The 17420-nt window shown below is 51.5% G+C and carries 12 protein-coding genes; 5 read left to right on the top strand and 7 right to left on the bottom strand.

Going from position 1 to position 17420, the window contains the following annotated elements:
• The first annotated feature begins 35 nt into the window (after positions 1–35).
• Positions 36–203 carry a hypothetical protein gene (locus tag WFJ73_RS04740; protein ID WP_164775626.1) on the top strand — a complete coding sequence of 56 codons (168 nt, stop codon included), beginning with the start codon at positions 36–38 and terminating at the stop codon, positions 201–203.
• On the opposite strand, the gene parC is transcribed toward WFJ73_RS04740, so the two are convergent.
• From parC to WFJ73_RS04715, 5 genes are all read right to left on the bottom strand, one after another.
• Positions 194–2647, bottom strand: coding sequence for a DNA topoisomerase IV subunit A (gene parC / locus WFJ73_RS04735; protein ID WP_336771923.1), 2454 nt, complete (start codon positions 2645–2647; stop codon positions 194–196). The genes WFJ73_RS04740 and parC overlap by 10 nt on opposite strands.
• Before the next feature lie 11 nt (positions 2648–2658).
• On the bottom strand, positions 2659–4629 hold the full coding sequence (gene parE, locus WFJ73_RS04730) for a DNA topoisomerase IV subunit B (RefSeq protein ID WP_336771922.1): 1971 nt from the start codon (positions 4627–4629) through the stop codon (positions 2659–2661).
• A 286-nt stretch (positions 4630–4915) separates the two neighbouring features.
• Positions 4916–6094: a formate-dependent phosphoribosylglycinamide formyltransferase gene (gene purT, locus WFJ73_RS04725; RefSeq protein ID WP_336771921.1), complete on the bottom strand. Its 1179-nt coding sequence runs from the start codon at positions 6092–6094 to the stop codon at positions 4916–4918.
• A 115-nt stretch (positions 6095–6209) separates the two neighbouring features.
• Positions 6210–8063 (bottom strand): ABC transporter ATP-binding protein, encoded by a 1854-nt coding sequence (locus tag WFJ73_RS04720; protein ID WP_336771920.1) that lies wholly within the window; start codon positions 8061–8063, stop codon positions 6210–6212.
• Positions 8060–9844: an ABC transporter ATP-binding protein gene (locus tag WFJ73_RS04715; RefSeq protein WP_336771919.1), complete on the bottom strand. Its 1785-nt coding sequence runs from the start codon at positions 9842–9844 to the stop codon at positions 8060–8062. The genes WFJ73_RS04720 and WFJ73_RS04715 overlap by 4 nt, the downstream gene beginning before the upstream one ends.
• A gap of 380 nt (positions 9845–10224) precedes the next feature.
• Here WFJ73_RS04715 and WFJ73_RS04710 point away from each other — a divergent pair, with 380 nt between their 5' ends.
• Complete coding sequence (locus tag WFJ73_RS04710; RefSeq protein ID WP_336771918.1) at positions 10225–11052, top strand: helix-turn-helix transcriptional regulator; 828 nt, start codon at positions 10225–10227, stop codon at positions 11050–11052.
• Between the two features lie 11 nt (positions 11053–11063).
• On the opposite strand, the gene WFJ73_RS04705 is transcribed toward WFJ73_RS04710, so the two are convergent.
• The gene (locus WFJ73_RS04705) at positions 11064–12056 is read right to left on the bottom strand and encodes a quinone oxidoreductase family protein (RefSeq protein ID WP_336771917.1); all 993 of its coding nucleotides are present in this window, start codon (positions 12054–12056) and stop codon (positions 11064–11066) included.
• A 213-nt stretch (positions 12057–12269) separates the two neighbouring features.
• On the opposite strand from WFJ73_RS04705, the gene WFJ73_RS04700 reads away from it, so the two are divergent.
• From WFJ73_RS04700 to WFJ73_RS04690, 3 genes are read left to right on the top strand one after another with little or no spacing between them, the layout of a single operon-like run.
• Positions 12270–12920 carry a TetR family transcriptional regulator gene (locus WFJ73_RS04700; RefSeq protein ID WP_336771916.1) on the top strand — a complete coding sequence of 217 codons (651 nt, stop codon included), beginning with the start codon at positions 12270–12272 and terminating at the stop codon, positions 12918–12920.
• A complete protein-coding gene (locus WFJ73_RS04695; RefSeq protein ID WP_336771915.1) occupies positions 12917–14176 on the top strand; it encodes an MFS transporter in 1260 nt (419 codons plus the stop codon). The genes WFJ73_RS04700 and WFJ73_RS04695 overlap by 4 nt, the downstream gene beginning before the upstream one ends.
• A gap of 53 nt (positions 14177–14229) precedes the next feature.
• On the top strand, positions 14230–14736 hold the full coding sequence (locus tag WFJ73_RS04690) for a hypothetical protein (protein ID WP_336771914.1): 507 nt from the start codon (positions 14230–14232) through the stop codon (positions 14734–14736).
• Positions 14737–14836: 100 nt separating this feature from the next.
• Here the strand turns inward: WFJ73_RS04690 and WFJ73_RS04685 are convergent, their stop codons facing one another.
• The gene (locus tag WFJ73_RS04685; RefSeq protein WP_336771913.1) at positions 14837–17413 is read right to left on the bottom strand and encodes a rhamnogalacturonan lyase; all 2577 of its coding nucleotides are present in this window, start codon (positions 17411–17413) and stop codon (positions 14837–14839) included.
• Between the last annotated feature and the right edge of the window lie 7 nt (positions 17414–17420).

Here is a 17420-nt window from a genome sequence, read left to right as displayed (position 1 = left end):
AATTCGTCGAATTAATGCATGAAGGAGTGATCCCTATGGATGACCAAAAAGCAGAAATCATTCGCAAGATAAAAGCCTACGGCATCATAAAAGACCCACAATGGCTTGACCGCCCGGATGAGCTGGTGCCAATGTGGGTCATGTTTGATGCGATCATTCGGTTGATTGAACGGTTTGATCCGCCTAACCGGCCTTATGACTGAGGCGATATTTCAGGTCTAACAAAGATCGTCGTAATAACATCGTTTTTCTCTATCGGAAGCAGGATGCGACCAATGGATTTCCGGTCTTCAATCGGCGCTTTTTCCGAAGACGCCGCTAGCTGGGCGCCTTGCGATGTAAGCGCTATAATGCCTAACTCTTCCTTGCAATATAATGCTGCGACGAGTGCGGAACCGTTCGGCTTGACGCGCTTACCCTCCTTGAATTCGAAGGTTTGAACGCCTTTGCCGCCTCTTCCTTGAAGCGGATAGTCAAGCAACAGCGTGCGTTTGGCGTAACCCAAATCCGTCACGACGAGCACTTCGCCTTCGTCATCCGCAACCCATTCCGCCGCGATCAGCTCATCGTCTTCTCTTAGCTGCATGCCGCGTACGCCTGCTGCGACACGCCCCATTGCGTTTACTTCCTGTTCGCTGAATCGAATGCTCATGCCAAGCTTGCTGACGAGCAGCAGCTGTTTCGTTCCGTCGCTTAGCATGACACGGATAACCTCGTCTCCGTCTGCAACCTTGGCGGCTGCTATGGCGGTTGAACGGGTCGTCATGTATTCTTTAAGCTCGGTCCGCTTCACCTGGGCACGTTTCGTGACAAATACAAGCGAAGCTCCCGGAAGATTGAAATCTTTCACCGGAATAATGGCTATGATGGAATCGTCTTTCGGGATCGGTACGATATTAACAACCGCCGTACCCGTATCCTTCCATTTGAACTCCGGAATCTGATGCACGGGCAGCATGTAATACTGGCCTTTGCGGGTGAACAGCAGCAGGTTATCGATCGTATTTACTTCGTAAACGCTGCTGATGGCGTCGCCATCCTTCACTCCTGCCGTCTGCAGATCGCCGCCTGAACGGGTGAACGACAGCATGCTTGTCCGTTTCATGTAGCCTTCTTCGCTAAGCGTAACAATGACGTCTTCGGATTGAACCATAACCTCCAGGTTCACCTTCAGCTCTTCCACTTCCCCGCGGATCGACGAACGGCGGTCGATGCCGTATTTCTCGCGGATCTCCGTCAGCTCGTCCTTGATTACGCCAAGCAGCTTCTTCTCGCTCTCGAGAATCGAACGCAGGTACGCGATCTTCTTCTGCGTTTCTTTCAATTCCTTCTCAAGCGATGTAATCTCCAGGTTCGTCAAACGGTATAATTGGAGTGTCAGAATGGCATCCGCTTGTCGTTCGCTGAAGCCGTATTTCGCTACGAGATTGTTTTGCGCGTCAGCGCGGTTTTTGGAAGCCTTGATGGTCGCAATCACTTCGTCGAGGATATTTAGCGCCTTTACGAGGCCTTCCACGACATGCGCACGCTCTTCGGCTTTCTCAAGCTCATATTGGGTCCGGTGAGTCACGACTTCCTTCTGATGGTCGATATAAGCGCTCAGAATCTGCTTGATGCCAAGCTGTTGCGGCGCTTTGTTCACAATCGCAACCATGTTGAAGTTGTAAGTGACTTGAAGATCGGTTTTCTTCAGCAAATAAGCCAAAATACCGTTCGCATCCGCTTCCTTCTTCAGTTCAACTACGATTCGAAGTCCGTTGCGTCCGCTTTCGTCGCGAACTTCGGAGATCCCCTCTACCTTCTTCTCGAGACGGATATTTTCCATCGCACTGACAAGGCGGGATTTCACGACCTGGTACGGAATTTCCGTAATCGTAATCTGCTGTCGTCCGCCGCGGACATCCTCAATCTCGACCTTCGAACGAATATAGATTCGGCCTTTGCCCGTCGTATAAGCCTCGCGGATTCCTTCCTCGCCCATGATAATGCCGCCGGTCGGGAAATCCGGGCCTTTCACGATGCCCATCAGCTCTTCAACGGTAATCTCGGGACGAGCCATGACCGCAATGCAGGCGTCGATAGTCTCGCGCAGGCTATGCGGCGGAATTTCCGTCGCAAAACCGGCCGAAATCCCGCTTGTGCCATTCACCAGCAGGTTCGGATAGCGGGACGGCAATACAACCGGCTCTTTCGTCGTGTTATCGAAATTGTCCTTGAATTGGACGGTCCGTTTGTCGATATCGCGCAAAATTTCCATGGCGATTGGCGACAAACGCGCTTCGGTATAACGCATTGCCGCTGCCGGGTCGTCATCCATCGAGCCCCAGTTGCCGTGTCCGTCGATCAGAACATGGCCCATCTTCCAAGGCTGCGCCATCCGCACCATGCCTTCATAGATCGAAGAGTCGCCGTGCGGGTGGTAGTTACCCATAACGTCCCCGACGGTTTTCGCCGATTTGCGGTATGGCTTGTCGGGGGTATTGTTAGAATCGTACATCGCATACAAAATGCGGCGCTGGACGGGCTTAAGCCCGTCCCTTACATCAGGAATAGCGCGGTCCTGAATAATATATTTCGAATAACGGCCGAATCGGTCTCCAACGACCTCTTCCAAATACGCCGGTAAAAACTGTTCCAGCATGCCCATGCCGTTACCTCCTATTCTACATATTCTGTGAAGTCCACGTTCTCGATAATCCAACGCTTACGCGGGTCAACCTTATCGCCCATCAGCGCCGACACGCGGCGTTCTGCTTTGGCCGCATCCTCGATCTGCACCTGCAGCAGCGTCCGCGTCTCCGGATCCATCGTGGTCTCCCACAGCTGGTCAGGGTTCATCTCGCCAAGTCCTTTGTAGCGCTGAAGCTCAAAATTCTTGCCGAATTCCTTCAAATAATTTTGCAGCTGCTCATCCGTCCAGGCGTAGCGAACTGTTTCCAGTTTGCCTGATTTGCGGGTAATCTTGTACAACGGCGGCTGAGCGATATAAACGCGCCCGGTGTCGATCAGCGGCTTCATGTACCGGTAGAAGAACGTCAGCAGCAGCACCTGAATATGCGCGCCGTCCGTATCCGCGTCGGTCATAATAATAATTTTGTTGTAATTGCATTCTTCAGCGTCGAATTCCGGACCAACGCCCGCTCCAATCGCGCTTATAATCGCTTTGTATTCCTCGTTCTTCAGAATGTCCAGCAATTTCGCTTTTTCCGGGTTCATCGGCTTGCCCTTCAGCGGCAGTATAGCCTGATGCTTCGAATCCCGGCCCTGCTTCGCCGAACCGCCCGCGGAATCCCCTTCGACGATAAACAGCTCGTTGCGCGAAAAATCCTTCGACTGCGCCGGCGTAAGCTTGCCGTTCAGATTTGAGCTTTCGCTCTTCTTCTTGCCGCTGCGGATCTCTTCGCGCGCTTTACGAGCCGCTTCTCTTGCCTTGGAGGCTTGTACCGCTTTCTTCAGCAGCATTTGCGCGACTTGCGGATTCTCTTCCAGGAATACCTGCATTTTGTCGGAGACTACGGCGTCTACGGCGCTGCGCGCCGATGCGCTGCCCAGCTGGTCCTTCGTCTGGCCGACGAATTCAACCTCGGACATCTTGATGTTAATGACCGACATCATGCCTTCGCGCAGGTCATTGCCCTCGAGATTCTTTTCCTTCTCCTTCAGGAGACCTGCCTTGCGGGCATATTCGTTCATAACCCGCGTATAAGCGGTTTTGAAACCGGTCTCATGCGTACCGCCGCCGCGTGTCGGGATCGAGTTCACGAAGGATGCGATCGTCTCGGTATATCCGTCGTTGTACTGAAGGGCAACTTCCACTTCAATCTCGTCCTTCTCCCCCGTGAAATGAACGACATCGTGCAGGACGGTCTTGTCGTCGTTCAAATATTGCACGAACTGGCGTGCGCCGCCTTCGTAGTGGAAAATATCCTCTTTGCCGCTGCGGTCATCCTTGATCGTAACCTTAAGGCCCGAGTTCAGGAACGCAATTTCCTGCAGACGCTCGGCCAGCGTATCGTAGTTCAGCGAGGTGCCGCCCTGGAAGACGCGGCCGTCAGGCTTGAACGTTACCTTTGTACCCGTCCGGTTCGTATTTCCCGTAATCTCGAGCCCCGTTACCGGCTCGCCGACATGCTCCTTGCCTTTATCGTCTACCCAGTATTCGAAGCGCATCTTATGTATTTTCCCGTCACGGAAAATTTCCACTTCAAGCCACTCGGACAATGCATTTGTTACCGAAGCGCCTACGCCGTGCAGACCGCCGGATTTTTTGTAGCCTCCGCCGCCGAACTTGCCGCCCGCGTGCAGGATGGTGTAAACAACCTGCGGCGTTGGAATTCCTGTCTTATGCATCCCTGTCGGAATGCCGCGCCCGTTATCCTGGACGGTAACCGCGCCATTCTTGTGCAGCGTGACGTCGATCGCCGTACAAAATTTCGCCAAATGCTCGTCCACGGCGTTATCGACGATTTCCCAGACCAAATGATGCAGGCCGGAGCTGCTCGTGCTGCCAATGTACATGCCCGGCCGCTTTCTGACAGCGGTCAAGCCTTCGAGCACTTGTATGTCATCGGCCTCGTAATTCCGTTCCGGGGCCGCTGTTTTTGCGAAAAGATCTACTTGCTCTGCCATGGGTATGCCTCCTAAATTTTGCGAAGCTTTCACGTTTCCATATCTTCAAGCTATTTTAATTCAACTTATCACGATTAGTAAAGATACGAGTATAACGACTGTTATGAAGTTTGCGCCCTTATCAATATCGGTCGAATGCGCTCGATGGATTAACAGAATAACATAAATTCGCGTCCCACGCTAAATTATTCATGCTCGTTATCGCCAAGTTCCATTCATGACTCGTCAAAAAAGGAGCGGCTCCTCCTTGTTCTCGCACAAGGGAAGCCGCCGCTAAGATGTCTGATTAATCGTACTGGATATGGAGTGATTCGGCCGCTTGGCGGGCCAGATCGCGGGCCTCCTCAACGCTGCCAGCCGAGCTCAAGGCTACGGCCATCCGGCGGCCAACTTTAGTCTCCGGCTTGCCGAAAACGCGTACCTGCGTATTCGGCAGAGCGAGCGCTTGTTCAACGCCTCCGATACGGAACGAAGCCGATTCGCGGTCCGCCTTCAGCGTATGGGTTGCCCCAGGCGTAAGCAGTCGGATCGTAGGGATCGGGAAGCCGAGAATAGCGCGTACATGCAGCGCGAACTCCGACAGATCCTGCGTCGCCATTGTAACCATGCCCGTATCGTGAGGACGAGGAGATACTTCGCTGAACAGAACGCCGTCACGGGTAATAAACAGCTCTACGCCGTACAGGCCGTATCCGCCAAGCTCGTCCGTAATGCGGAGTGCAATATCTTCCGCTTGCTTGATTTGCTCCGTAGTCATATGATGAGGCTGCCAAGACTCGATGTAATCCCCATCCTTCTGAACATGGCCGATTGGCGCACAGAAGCTTGTCCCGGATACCGAACGGATCGTAAGAAGCGTAATTTCGGATTCGAACGTAACAAAGCCTTCCACGATAATCCGCGCTTTTTTCGCACGGCCGCCTTCCATGGCATAATTCCAGCAGCTTTCGATGTCCGCTTCCGTCTTGCAGACACTTTGCCCTTTGCCGGACGAGCTCATAATCGGCTTGATTACGCAAGGCAGACCGATCTCTTTGACTGCGGCCTTAAGCTCGTCAAGCGAATCCGCGAACCGATAAGGAGCCGTTGGAAGATCAAGCGCCTCGGCCGCCAGACGTCGGATGCCTTCGCGATCCATCGTCAGACGAGCCGCGCGAGCGGTAGGGATGACGTTAAAGCCTTCCTGCTCAAGCTCCAGCAGCGTTTCGGTAGCAATCGCTTCAATCTCCGGAACGATAAAGTCCGGCTTCTCGTCTTCGATAATCCGTCTGATTGCGGCACCGTCAAGCATATCCGTAACATGGCAACGATGGGCAACCTGCATAGCCGGCGCATTCGCATAGCGGTCAACCGCGATAGTCTCTACGCCAAGGCGCTGTGCCTCAAGCGCAACCTCCTTGCCAAGCTCGCCCGAGCCGAGCAGAAGAAGCTTGCGTGCATTCGTTGTCAATGGTGATCCATACATAATAAAAAAGAACCTCCCGGAAGAACCCAGCGACGAGCGAACGGAATATCCTTGTATTCCTCGAAGTCTGGTTTATTTTCTTCCATTGTGGAGGTTCTTTAACTAAAAATCAATACTAGGCCGACAAGAATCGATATTGGGCCTCGATAAGTCCGTTATAGACGCCGTTTTTCTTGATCAGAGCTTCATGATTGCCCTGCTCTACGATACGGCCATGATCCAGAACGATAATTTCGTCCGCATTGCGGATTGTTGACAGACGGTGAGCGATCATAAAGGACGTGCGTCCCTTCAGCAGCGTCTTAAGCGCCTCCTGGATCTTCAGTTCCGTCTCCGTATCGATGCTTGCCGTCGCTTCATCCAGGATAAGCACGCGCGGATCAGCCAGCAAAGCGCGGGCGAAAGAAAGCAGCTGGCGCTGCCCCATTGACAGAACATTCCCCCGCTCCTCGACTTCCGTATCGTAACCGTCAGGCAGAGACATGATGAAATCATGCGCGTTAACGGCTTTGGCAGCCTCTACAATCTCGTTGTCCGTTGCGTCCAAGCAGCCATAACGGATATTGTCGCGGATTGTGCCCGAGAAAATAAAGGTATCCTGCATAACCAGACCTACTTGCGAACGAAGACTGTCAAGCGTAATGTTGCGAATGTCTTGACCGTCAATCCGGACAACGCCGGAAACCGGGTCATAGAAGCGGCAGAGCAAGTTAATAATCGTGCTTTTGCCGGAGCCGGTATGGCCAACAAGCGCGATGGACTGGCCGGCTTTTACATTTATGCTGATGCCATGCAGCGCAGGTCGCCCTTTCTCGTACTCGAACACGATATTATCGAAGTGCACGTCGCCGCGGATGCTGGCAAGCGGCTTCGCGTATTCCAGTTCGCCTACCGTAGGCTCTTCGTCGATAAACTCGAAGATACGCTCCGACGAAGCCATCGCGACTAGCAGCTGGTTATACACCTGGCCAAGGCGGTTGATCGGATCCCAGAAGTTGCCGACATAGTTGGCAAAGCCGACGAGCAGACCAACGGTAATCTCCTGATGCTCAATCAGATAAGATCCGTACCAGAACAAAATAAACGTACCGATTGCCGAAGTAACCTCGATAACCGGCCCAAACGTCTGGTTAAGCGCGGAAGCCTTATTCCATGCTTTTACGTTGACCGCATTCATGTTATCGAAGAAACGCATGTTTTCTTTTTCCTGTACATAGGCCTGCGTAATTTTCATCCCTTGAATGCTTTCGTTCAAGTGGGAGTTGATTCGCGACTGCTTCTTGCGCACATCCTGCCAGGCGAAGCGGATCCGCTTGCGGAGCGTGGACGAGACAAGGAACATAATCGGAACCGTAATCATCACGGCAAGACCAAGCTTGAAGTTCCAGATTAGAAGGATGATCACGATACCTGCAAGCTGCACGCAGTCCATAAGCGAGTTGACAACGCCGTTCGTGAACAAATCCTGCAGGGCGTTAACGTCATTGGTTACCCGCACAAGCACGGAGCCCGCGGGACGCTTGTCGTAGAAACGGAACGACAGCTTCTGAATATGCTGGAATAGGTGATGGCGGAGGTCGTAAATAACCTTCTGGCCGATAATGTTCGTATATTTGATCCGATATTGGTTGGAAGCCCACTGGATAATGAAAAGAGCCACCATAATGCCTGCAACCAAATAGAGCTTGCCGTAGCTCGTTTCGCCATTCTCCGGCTGAATAGCCTGGTCAATCGCCACAATGGTTAAGGCCGGAATGGTCAGCCTGGTGATCGTGCCGATAATCATGGCGACAATTACCGGAACCAGTTGGCGCGTATACGGCTTCATATAAATGAACAAGCGCCGCATCTGCGCCCAGTTGAACGGTTTTTCGATCGCGTCGTCATCCTGGTAAATAAACCGTTCCTTCTTGCCATTCTCGCTTGCATTCTTGATTCTATCCTTCAGTTCCTTATTCGAACTGCTCATTGAACAACGCTCCTTTTCCGCTCCGGTACCGAAGAATCGAGGTTCGCAAGCGGCCGATCGGCATATTGAATGTTATAGGTTTCGCGGTATGGACCGTGCTGGGCAACCAGCTCGTCATGCGTGCCGCGCTGCACGATATGTCCATTGTCCAATACGATAATTTCGTCCGCATGGCGGAGAGAAGAAATCCGGTGGGCAATAATAAATGTCGTCCGACCGGCCATCAGCTCTTTAAAGCCGGCCTGAATCTCGTGTTCCGTCTCCATATCGACGGCGCTGGTCGCATCGTCCAGAATAAGAATGCGCGGATTGCGGAGCAATGCGCGTGCGATGGCAATACGCTGCTTCTGACCGCCTGATAAGCCCATCCCTCTCTCCCCTACGATCGTCTCATAGCCAAGCGGCAGCTCCATAATGAAATCATGCGCTTTGGCAAGCTTGGCTGCGCGGATTATCTGTTCGTCCGTTACATTTTTTTCCCCATAGGCAATGTTGGTACGGATCGAAGCCGAGAACAGGAAGGTCTCCTGAAATACCGGCGCAATTTGGCTGCGCAGGCTTTGAACATCCAGATTCTGAATATCGATGCCGTCAAGAGTAACCCGGCCCGTTTTTACGTTATAAGCCCTCATCATAAGTTGAATAATGGTGGATTTGCCCGAGCCCGTTGCACCAAGCAGACCAACAACTTTGCCCGGCGGAGCGTCAATGTTAATGTTCGAGACCGCAGGCGTTTTGTCCGGATAATTAAACGTCACGTTCTCAAAGCGGACATGGCCTCTAACCACTTCTTTATCCACTTCAACGGCGTTTTCGATGCTTTGGACATGGACATGAGTATTAAGCAGCTCCATAATCCGCTCGCCGGAGGCTTTGGACTGGGTATAGTTATTGATATGGAAGCCAATCCCCCACATCGGACCAATGATGTACCAGATTAAACTGAAGAAGGCTACCAATTCGCCAAGCGTTAAAGAGCCGCGGATAACCATCGTACCGCCTGCCACCAGCAGGATGACGACGCTTACGTTGGCGAGAAGCTCCATCGACGGGAAAAACTTCGCCCAAATCGAGGAGGCGCCAATCTGGTTCGCCTTGTATTGCTCGTTGCGCTTTGAGAATTTATCTACCTCATGCGGTTCGCGGGCAAAGGATTTGACCGTCCGCACGCCCGTAATATTTTCCTGAACCGCCGTTGTCAGATTACTCATCGCTTTGCGCATTTCGCGGAAGGCCGGATGAATCCGTTTCTCAAAGCGGATTGCCGTAAAAGCAAGGAACGGGATCGTAACCAGCGTAATCAGCGTCAGCCTCCAGTCGATCGACATCATCATCGCTCCGCCGAACAGAATCATCAGCGCTACGTTCAGAATTTGGGCAAAGCCAAAGCCGATAAATTGGCGGATCGCTTCAAGATCGGCCGTTAGCCTAGACATCAAATCGCCGGTTTTCGCTTTATCGTAATATTGAAATGAAAGCGTTTGAAGTTTGTCGTAACAGGCGTTGCGCATGCGGAAGACTACCCGGTTGCCGAGCCTGCCGCCAAAAAATCCGTGCAGGAATTGCATGAATCCTTTCAGGGTAACGACCCCTACGACGGTAAGAGCTAACATCGGCACTTTGTCAAAGTCTTTTGGCTTGATAACATTGTCAATCAAGTAACGCAGCAAATTCGGATACACCAGGCCAAGCGCAGTCGCAAACATCAAACAAATAATGGATGACAGCAGATACCTTCGCTCAACCCAATAAAACCGCTTCAATTGCCTAAAGACGTCCAAGTAAATCCATCTCCCCGTTCTTTATTTGTATAATTATGCAATGAATATTAGCAGTAACGGCGAGACCCGCGCAAACAGTAGATAATCACGTATATTTAGCTGAAACAGCCGATTATGGCGAATCGGGAAAGATAAACGGGGTATCCTCCTAAATAATCCATAATCATCCCAGAAGTGTGGCAATTCCTCCATTTTTGCACAGAAACACACAGAGTTATGTAAAAGGGCCAAAGAAAAGATTTTTTAAAAAATAAAAAAGCGCCCTTACGCGAGGAAAGGACGCTTCTTAGCATGGGGTACAACAAGCAGATGACTTGCTCTTGTTCCATCGTAGTCCCCGAGTATAATGGGGTATAAAGAAACGAGGAGGAGCATGTCAAATGGATAAGCAAAAAGCCGTCCTGCTCGGACAATTTCTGAAATCGCGCAGGGAGAAAATGAATCCCTCCGAAGCCGGTCTCCCTTCGGGTTACGGCAAACGAAGAACGCCCGGTCTCCGCCGCGAAGAGGTCGCCCAGCTTGCCCATGTCAGTACAACCTGGTATACCTGGCTCGAGCAAGGGCGGGCAGCTACCCCATCGAGACAAGTGCTGGACAGCGTCGCCCAGGCACTGAAGCTAAGCAAGAACGAGCATCTGCATCTGCTTCACCTGGCAAACCTGGAGCTGCCAAATCCTTCTCCGGCCGTAAACCAGCTGTCTCCGGATATCGAAAAGCTTATCGATCAGCTTCCGTACCCTGCTTTCGTTGCGACGGACCGCACGGAGGTTTTGAGCTGGAATGATGCCGCCTGCCGGATCATTTTCGATTTCCCTTCGGTTCCCGCGGAAGACCGCTGCATGGCCTGGCTGACTTTCATGAACGAGAATTTACGCCGTTCGGTACCGGATTGGGAAGAATACGCCCAATATACGGCCGGAGTACTTCGCGGACGATACGAGAAAAATTTAAACGATCTGGCCTTCCGCAAGCTGATCGACCGCCTTATGGGCGCAAGCCCGGAATTTCTCGCGTTATGGTCGACGCATGACATTATGGATAAGACCATCAAAACCATTCGTCTTCTTCATCCCGAGGCCGGGCTGCTCAGCTTTAATATCAATACTTTCTCCCAAATTAACGGGAACGGGAGCGCGCATTGCTGCGTCTACGTTCCTGTGGATGGAACCGGTACGCAAGAGAAAATGCAGCTGCTGCTTGGCAGCTAGCGGTCCTCTTGTCAGGAGCCCACTTTTAATACGATTTTGCCCGTGGATCTTCTTTCCTCGATTTGTCTATGGGCCTCTTCGGCCTTGTGCAGCGGCAAAAGGCCGGTAACATCAACTTTTACCTCCCCGCTCGCTACCAGAGCCAATGCTTTTCTGGCGGATTCAGCCACCAGCTGCGGTGCCGTCATACTCAACAGCTGCAGATTAAAGCCGGATACCGTTTTGCTTGTAAACCATAATTCATTGAGGGATTGCTTCACGTCATCCGCGTCGCCGGCATTCCCCATTGCAATTAATCTCCCGAGAGGCTTAAGCAGCCGCAGCGACGCTTCCCTCATCAACCCGCCAACCGGATCAACCGCAACGTCTACTCCCTGTCCCCCCGTCCTTTCTGTTACTTGCTCTTCGAAATCCTCCCGCAGATAGACCTCGTCATAGCCCAGGCTTTTCGCATAATCCACCTTATCCGCACTTCCGACCGTTCCGATAACAAGTCCGGCCCCAAGCGCCTTCGCTACCTGCCCGATTGCGCTGCCTACGCCTCCCGCAGCCGCGTGGACCAGCACCGTCTCTCCTTGCTGCATGCGGGACACCTGCGAAATAATCATGTACGCAGTCGTTACATTCGACGGAAAAGCAGCCGCGCTCTCAAGGCTGACGTGGCCACCCGCTTCATCAAGCGGGAATACAAGCTCCGCCGGTACTTTGACAACCTCCGCGTATCCGCCGCCGCCAACTATCGTTAAGGCTGCAACCCGCTGACCGGGACGCAGGCACGTCACCTTCTCGCCTATCTCTCGAATCGTGCCGGAAACCTCGATGCCAGGTACGAAAGGAAGAGGCAAATTCGGGACGCCTCCTTTTCGAAACAATACCTCCGCGTAGTTAACCCCGGCAAAAGCAACATCTATCGTAACTTCTAAAGATCCCGGTGCAGGGGCCTCCAAATGGGTCAGGGTCAATACTTCAGCATCACCAAACTGTGGAATCATCATTGCACGCATATTAAGCGCCTCCTTGTTCTTGTAAGTTCTATCCCATTATGAGAAAAACAAAGGGAGGCAGCCAGTTGGCGGTTATACAGGTACCCGCAGTAACAGGCAAAAGAGAGAAAAATTCGGATATGTTGAATCATCGCGATTGAAAAATGAACCGCGTGTCATTATAATAAAAAATGACACGCGGTTCATTTTTATTGGAAGGTTGGTACGAAGGAAATGTCGCCTAAAATTTCAAACGATCAAAAGGAACAACGCAAGCTTCAAATTCTCGAAGCCGCAAAACAAGTGTTTACGGTAAAAGGCTACGGCGCAACAACATTAAAGGACATTGTCATCGAGACGGGCATGAGTCGAGGGTGGATCTACTTATATTTTCAAACCAAAGAAGAAATTTTCGAAGCATTAATGGACCATCAAGACGTGGAATACGACAAGCAGCTAGTGGATGCTCTAGCCATGAACCCCCGCATCTGGCCAATCATCCACAATCAGATTAATCAGTTGAAAGAAGAGCTGTGTTTACCCGGAAACGAAAGCTTGCTTCCCGCCTTCTATGAATATTTCCTTACCGGCTGGAGGGACAAGGAAATAAAAGCATTGCTGCTTCAACGTTACGAGAACGGAATAAACCGTTTATCAGGCCTTCTTCAGATTGGCATGGATAAGGGTGAATTTAATCCGGAAAAGCCGATAGCGGATATCGCCAGAATGATCTCTTCCTATCAGGAAGGCATCATAACCTTGACCGTTGCCGTTGGGGCTGAAATGGCCCGCACAGCCGTGCAGCTTGAAGAGATGAGCCAATACTTTTATCGTTTATTAAACCCGTCCCTTGACGGAGAGGACGAACAGGAGGATGAGCTGTGATCACTTTGTTTCGCAATCCCTCGTTTAACAAGCTATTTATGGCTTCAATCGCTTCGCAGCTTGGAACTGTCATCGGCAATATGGCGTTCGCTTATTACCTGGTAGACAGATTTGCTTCCCGCCCCTCGCTTGCCTCAACCGCGGAACTTATGTATTCGATCCCGACTCTCGCCGTATTCTGGATTGTTGGAGTTGCCGCCGACCGCTTCGACCGAAAGCTCATTACTGCTTACAGTGATTGGATCCGTACCATACTTACAATCTTCCTGCTTGTTTGCGTTCATTCCGATTGGCTCTTTCTTTGTTTCTTGGTATTGTTCCTGCGCAGTGCGGTAGCCCGATTTTTCGGTCCTGCCGAGATGGGACTCGTGCAGGGATGTCTCGCGCAGGAACAATATGTTCAAGCAGCGGGACTAAATCAGACCGTAAGCGCTTTGTTCATGCTGTTTGGTTTAAGCCTTGGCGCGGCAGCCTATCACTGGCTCGGGATTGAAGGTGCCATTCTAATCGATGCGATCAGCTTTATTATCTCCGGCTTGCTTATAGCTTGGGGACAATATCCGGAAGCTGCCCGAATTCCAAACGGAAAAAACCGGGTTCGCGACATCAGCGCTTCGCTTATATGGAAAGATTTCGCGCAAGGAATTCAATATATCTATCGCAACAAACTGTTGTTGAACCTGATACACGGCTTCTTCTTTTTCGGGATCGTGAATGGCGTGTTTGCCGTTCTTCCGATTTTCGTCATGAAATACAAATTAAGTCCGGAAAATTATTTACTCTATTCCTCCCTCATTATGATTTTTCTCGGCATCGGATTCTTGATCGGAAGCATGATTGCACCTGTCCTCATAAATAAATTTTCAAAGACCAATGTGATGATTTCCGGTTTTTTCCTTGCCGGCCTTCTTGCGTTTACAATCGGCTCGATAACGTCAATCTACGTTTACCTTGGCCTTATTCTTCTAACCGGGGTTATTCTTGCACCTGCCAATATCGTCATCGGAGGATGGATGCCCGAGCTTGTTGCGCCGCAATTCATGGGGAAAGTCAATGCTTTGACGGATCCTGTTATGATGCTGGGCCATTCCTTGGCTCTTGGCTTTGTTGCCTTGGCGTTTCCTACCTGGATCTCCATCACCTGGCTGCATTACATCCTAGCAATCTGCATGCTTGGCGTAAGCATTTATTACTTTGTCGTGCTGCCTCCGCTGGTCAGAAATCAAGCAAAGACTACGCAAACGCAAACGGTATAAACAAGCGCAACCATTCACCCTCTTTTCTCGGTTACCTTGCAAGGGGGGAGAATATGATCCGCATTCTTGTCATCTTAAGCGTTGCCTTTGCGTTTATCGCGGGTTGCGGCAAGGAGACGCATAAGCTTCAAATGCCCGAGGATATGCCGGAGGACTTCCGATTCTCTGTCAGCTTCGGATACGGGGAAGACTATAAAAACGAAATCAATACGTACAACGGCACCGTCACAAAAGATCTCGTCACGAAAGGGACGGCCTCGGCAGCTTTGGCTTTTAGCACCGATGAGCTTCAATCCATTTATGGCAAAATGAAAGACATCGCCATCCTGGAAGAGAAACAGTTCCCGCAGAAGGGTAACTGTTCACAGACGCCAAGCAGTACCGACAGCTGGAAAATTACCGGTAACGGGGAGATGAAGACCTTGTCATGGACAAACGAGTACTGCGACATGACGAAGGATGCCAAGGATTTACTCGACCTGAGGAGTTATATCCAGAAGATTCTAGAGGGAAAATACGCTTATAAAGCTTTGCCCGCTGCTGAAGGCGGATATGATTAAACGGGGCGTCCCATAAGTCATCAACATGACAAATGGGACAGCCCCTTTTATTTGGCGGTCAGCCTAGGCGAAATCCTATCACCGTGACCCCGCAAATTTTCTATTCCGATTTTTTAGACCATTGCGAAAGCAGCAGCTGGGCTTGCGAGGTCAGATTTTTGACGGCCGCATCCGAGATTTGATCCTTACCCGAACGCTTCTCCAGTTGAGACAGGAATTTGTCTACAAACTCAACGGCTTTGTCCTTGGATCCCTTCTCGTATTGATGTTGTGCTTGGTCTAGAGTATTGGTCAACTGGCTGACAATGGCCCCTTTTACGCTGCCGTCCGCGATATAACCGTCCAGCTTATTTTGCAGGTTGCTTAAGACACCCGGAAGGGATGCGTTAGGAACCGGAACATTGTTAAAATTCGTATCCGATGCAAAATAGAAGCTTGTATACGATGGCTGGTTGTACGCCGTATTTTGACGGGCAACCTCGGCTCTGTACTGCGGATCATGCATCAAGGTATACAGCTTCCGGTCGGTCAGCTCGGTACTCATATAAATTCGGATGGCACTGCTGTCCGTTGTACGTACAAGCAGCTCCTCTCGCCAGTCGCCAAAAATATCAGCCACAAGTGAAGGATTGCCCTTCGTATAGTTGTTGGTCAAGGTACCGGTTGCCGTCAGCAGCTTTCCCCGCTGCCAGTCATCGATGGTCGGCGTTACGTCGATAGCGCCATTAACGATTTGCGTCGTCATATCCCCTGCCCATTTGATGCTCATATTCGTTCCCGGCGCTGTATTACCCAGCTTCTGACCGTCAGCGCTCCAGAGACCAACTGCCCACGTTTCCAGTCCAGGCTTGGTTGGATCCACATCTCCAACCATACCGCGTCCCGTGTCCTTACCGGTATAACCGCCGTACAACACTTCCCCAGTCTTTGCATCGCGCAGCGAATAGCCGTAAGGGGCATAAGCTCCGCCTTCATGAACCATAAAGATTTCAAGACCCAGGCGGTTCGGATCAATGTCCGTCACATGCAAGGCGTCACCGTGACCTAGTCTTGCTACCGCGCCAGGTGTTGCGCTTTGATGAGGCATCACATCCATCGAGCTATAGAGCAGACTGCCGTCATGGTCAATCGTTGCGGAGCCGTAAACAATCTCCTGCTTGCCGTCGCCGTCTACGTCCGCCGCGCTTAGCGAGTGCGCGCCTTGGGTAGTAAGCGTACCAAACTCCGGATCCGTACCGTCCCGGCCATGCGGTCCGTCATTAAACGGATTCGTCATCGGTGTCCAGCCGCTGTCTACGTACCAGTTCTCTTTCAGATGATGGCCGTCCCAACCGTAAGAGACGAGAGTTGATCTTGTATAATAACCTCTGGCAAAAACGGCATACGGATTATGACCGTCCAGATAAGCAACTCCGGCAAGGAAACGATCTACCCGGTTAGCCGGCTCGATCCGGCCCATCGCATAATCGCCCCATAACAGTCCGTCATCCTCCCGAGGCGTCTTGAACGGAATGGTCTCCAGCTCTTTGCCGGTCTCCCCTTCGAATACGGTCAAGTATTCCGGGCCGTCCACAATAAAGCCTTCGAATTCGCGCAGCTTGTTGTTTACGCTCCGGCTTGGCGCGTAGACATCCATGAAATAATCCGTCAGGCTGCGCGCATCTTCAAGAGACAGCGGATAGCTGTATTTCGGTGCAATGCCGAAAGCTTCCTCCAGCGTTTTGGGCCAGCTGCCGTTCTTTACCTCTTCCCGGTCGCTCCAGCCCATAAACATGTTCACCACATGATCGTAATAGCCTTGCGCGCTGAGACGGTAATCGTCCTCATTGCTGTATCCGGCATCCAGATCCGCTTTTGGCATGGTAATATATTTTTCGGATTCGACCTTGCCGTCTGCTCCGTATTTCAGCACTTTAGTGCCCGGGGCGGTCTTGAACATCATCTCCGACTTGCCGTCCCCGTCAAAATCATAAACCAAAAACTGCGTATAATGCGCTCCGGAACGAATGTTAACGCCAAGGTCAACCCGGTACAGCAGCTTGCCTTCGAACGTGTAGCAATCGATATAGGTTTTGCCCGTATAGCCCCGCTGCGAGACATCCTTGGAATTGGAAGGCTCCCATTTGACGAAAAACTCATACCGCCCGTCGCCGTCTACGTCTCCTACGCTCATATCGTTAGCGGAGTACGTGTAAGCCTCGCCTTTTGGCGTGACCCCATCCGCAGGCTTGTTCAGCTTCAGGTCGTAATAAGCCTGTGCCCATGGCTGAACGGCAGCGCTTTGATCGGTTTCTTTTCCGCCGGTTACCGCCGACACGTAATACTTGGAAGAAGATGTTCCGGACGGATCCAGATAATTGGTGCTGTCCGTAACGGTAGCGATCTTAACCCCGTCCCGGTAGACGTTAAATGCCGGTCCCGTTAAACCTTTTTCCGTGCTGCCCGTTACCTCGTAGGATAAGAGCCTCCAGCTGATGAACACGCCTTCAGAGGTTGTAGCTGCCTCAAGTCCCCGGTCCAAATATTCTAATTGCACGCGTCCTTTGCCCCCTTGCTGGCTGACAGTACCTTGCTCCGCAGGAGCTGCCCATGCAGAACCCGTCATCGTAAGGGATAAGGCGAGAACGCCAGCCATCATTGTACGAATTGTTTTCCCGCTAGTTGCACGCTTTGCCATTTACTAG

Source organism: Paenibacillus sp. MMO-58 (assembly GCF_037146255.1).
Lineage (GTDB): Bacteria > Bacillota > Bacilli > Paenibacillales > Paenibacillaceae > Pristimantibacillus.
The sequence above is the reverse complement of the archived record's forward strand: the minus strand, read 5'-3'. Positions and strand labels throughout refer to the sequence as shown.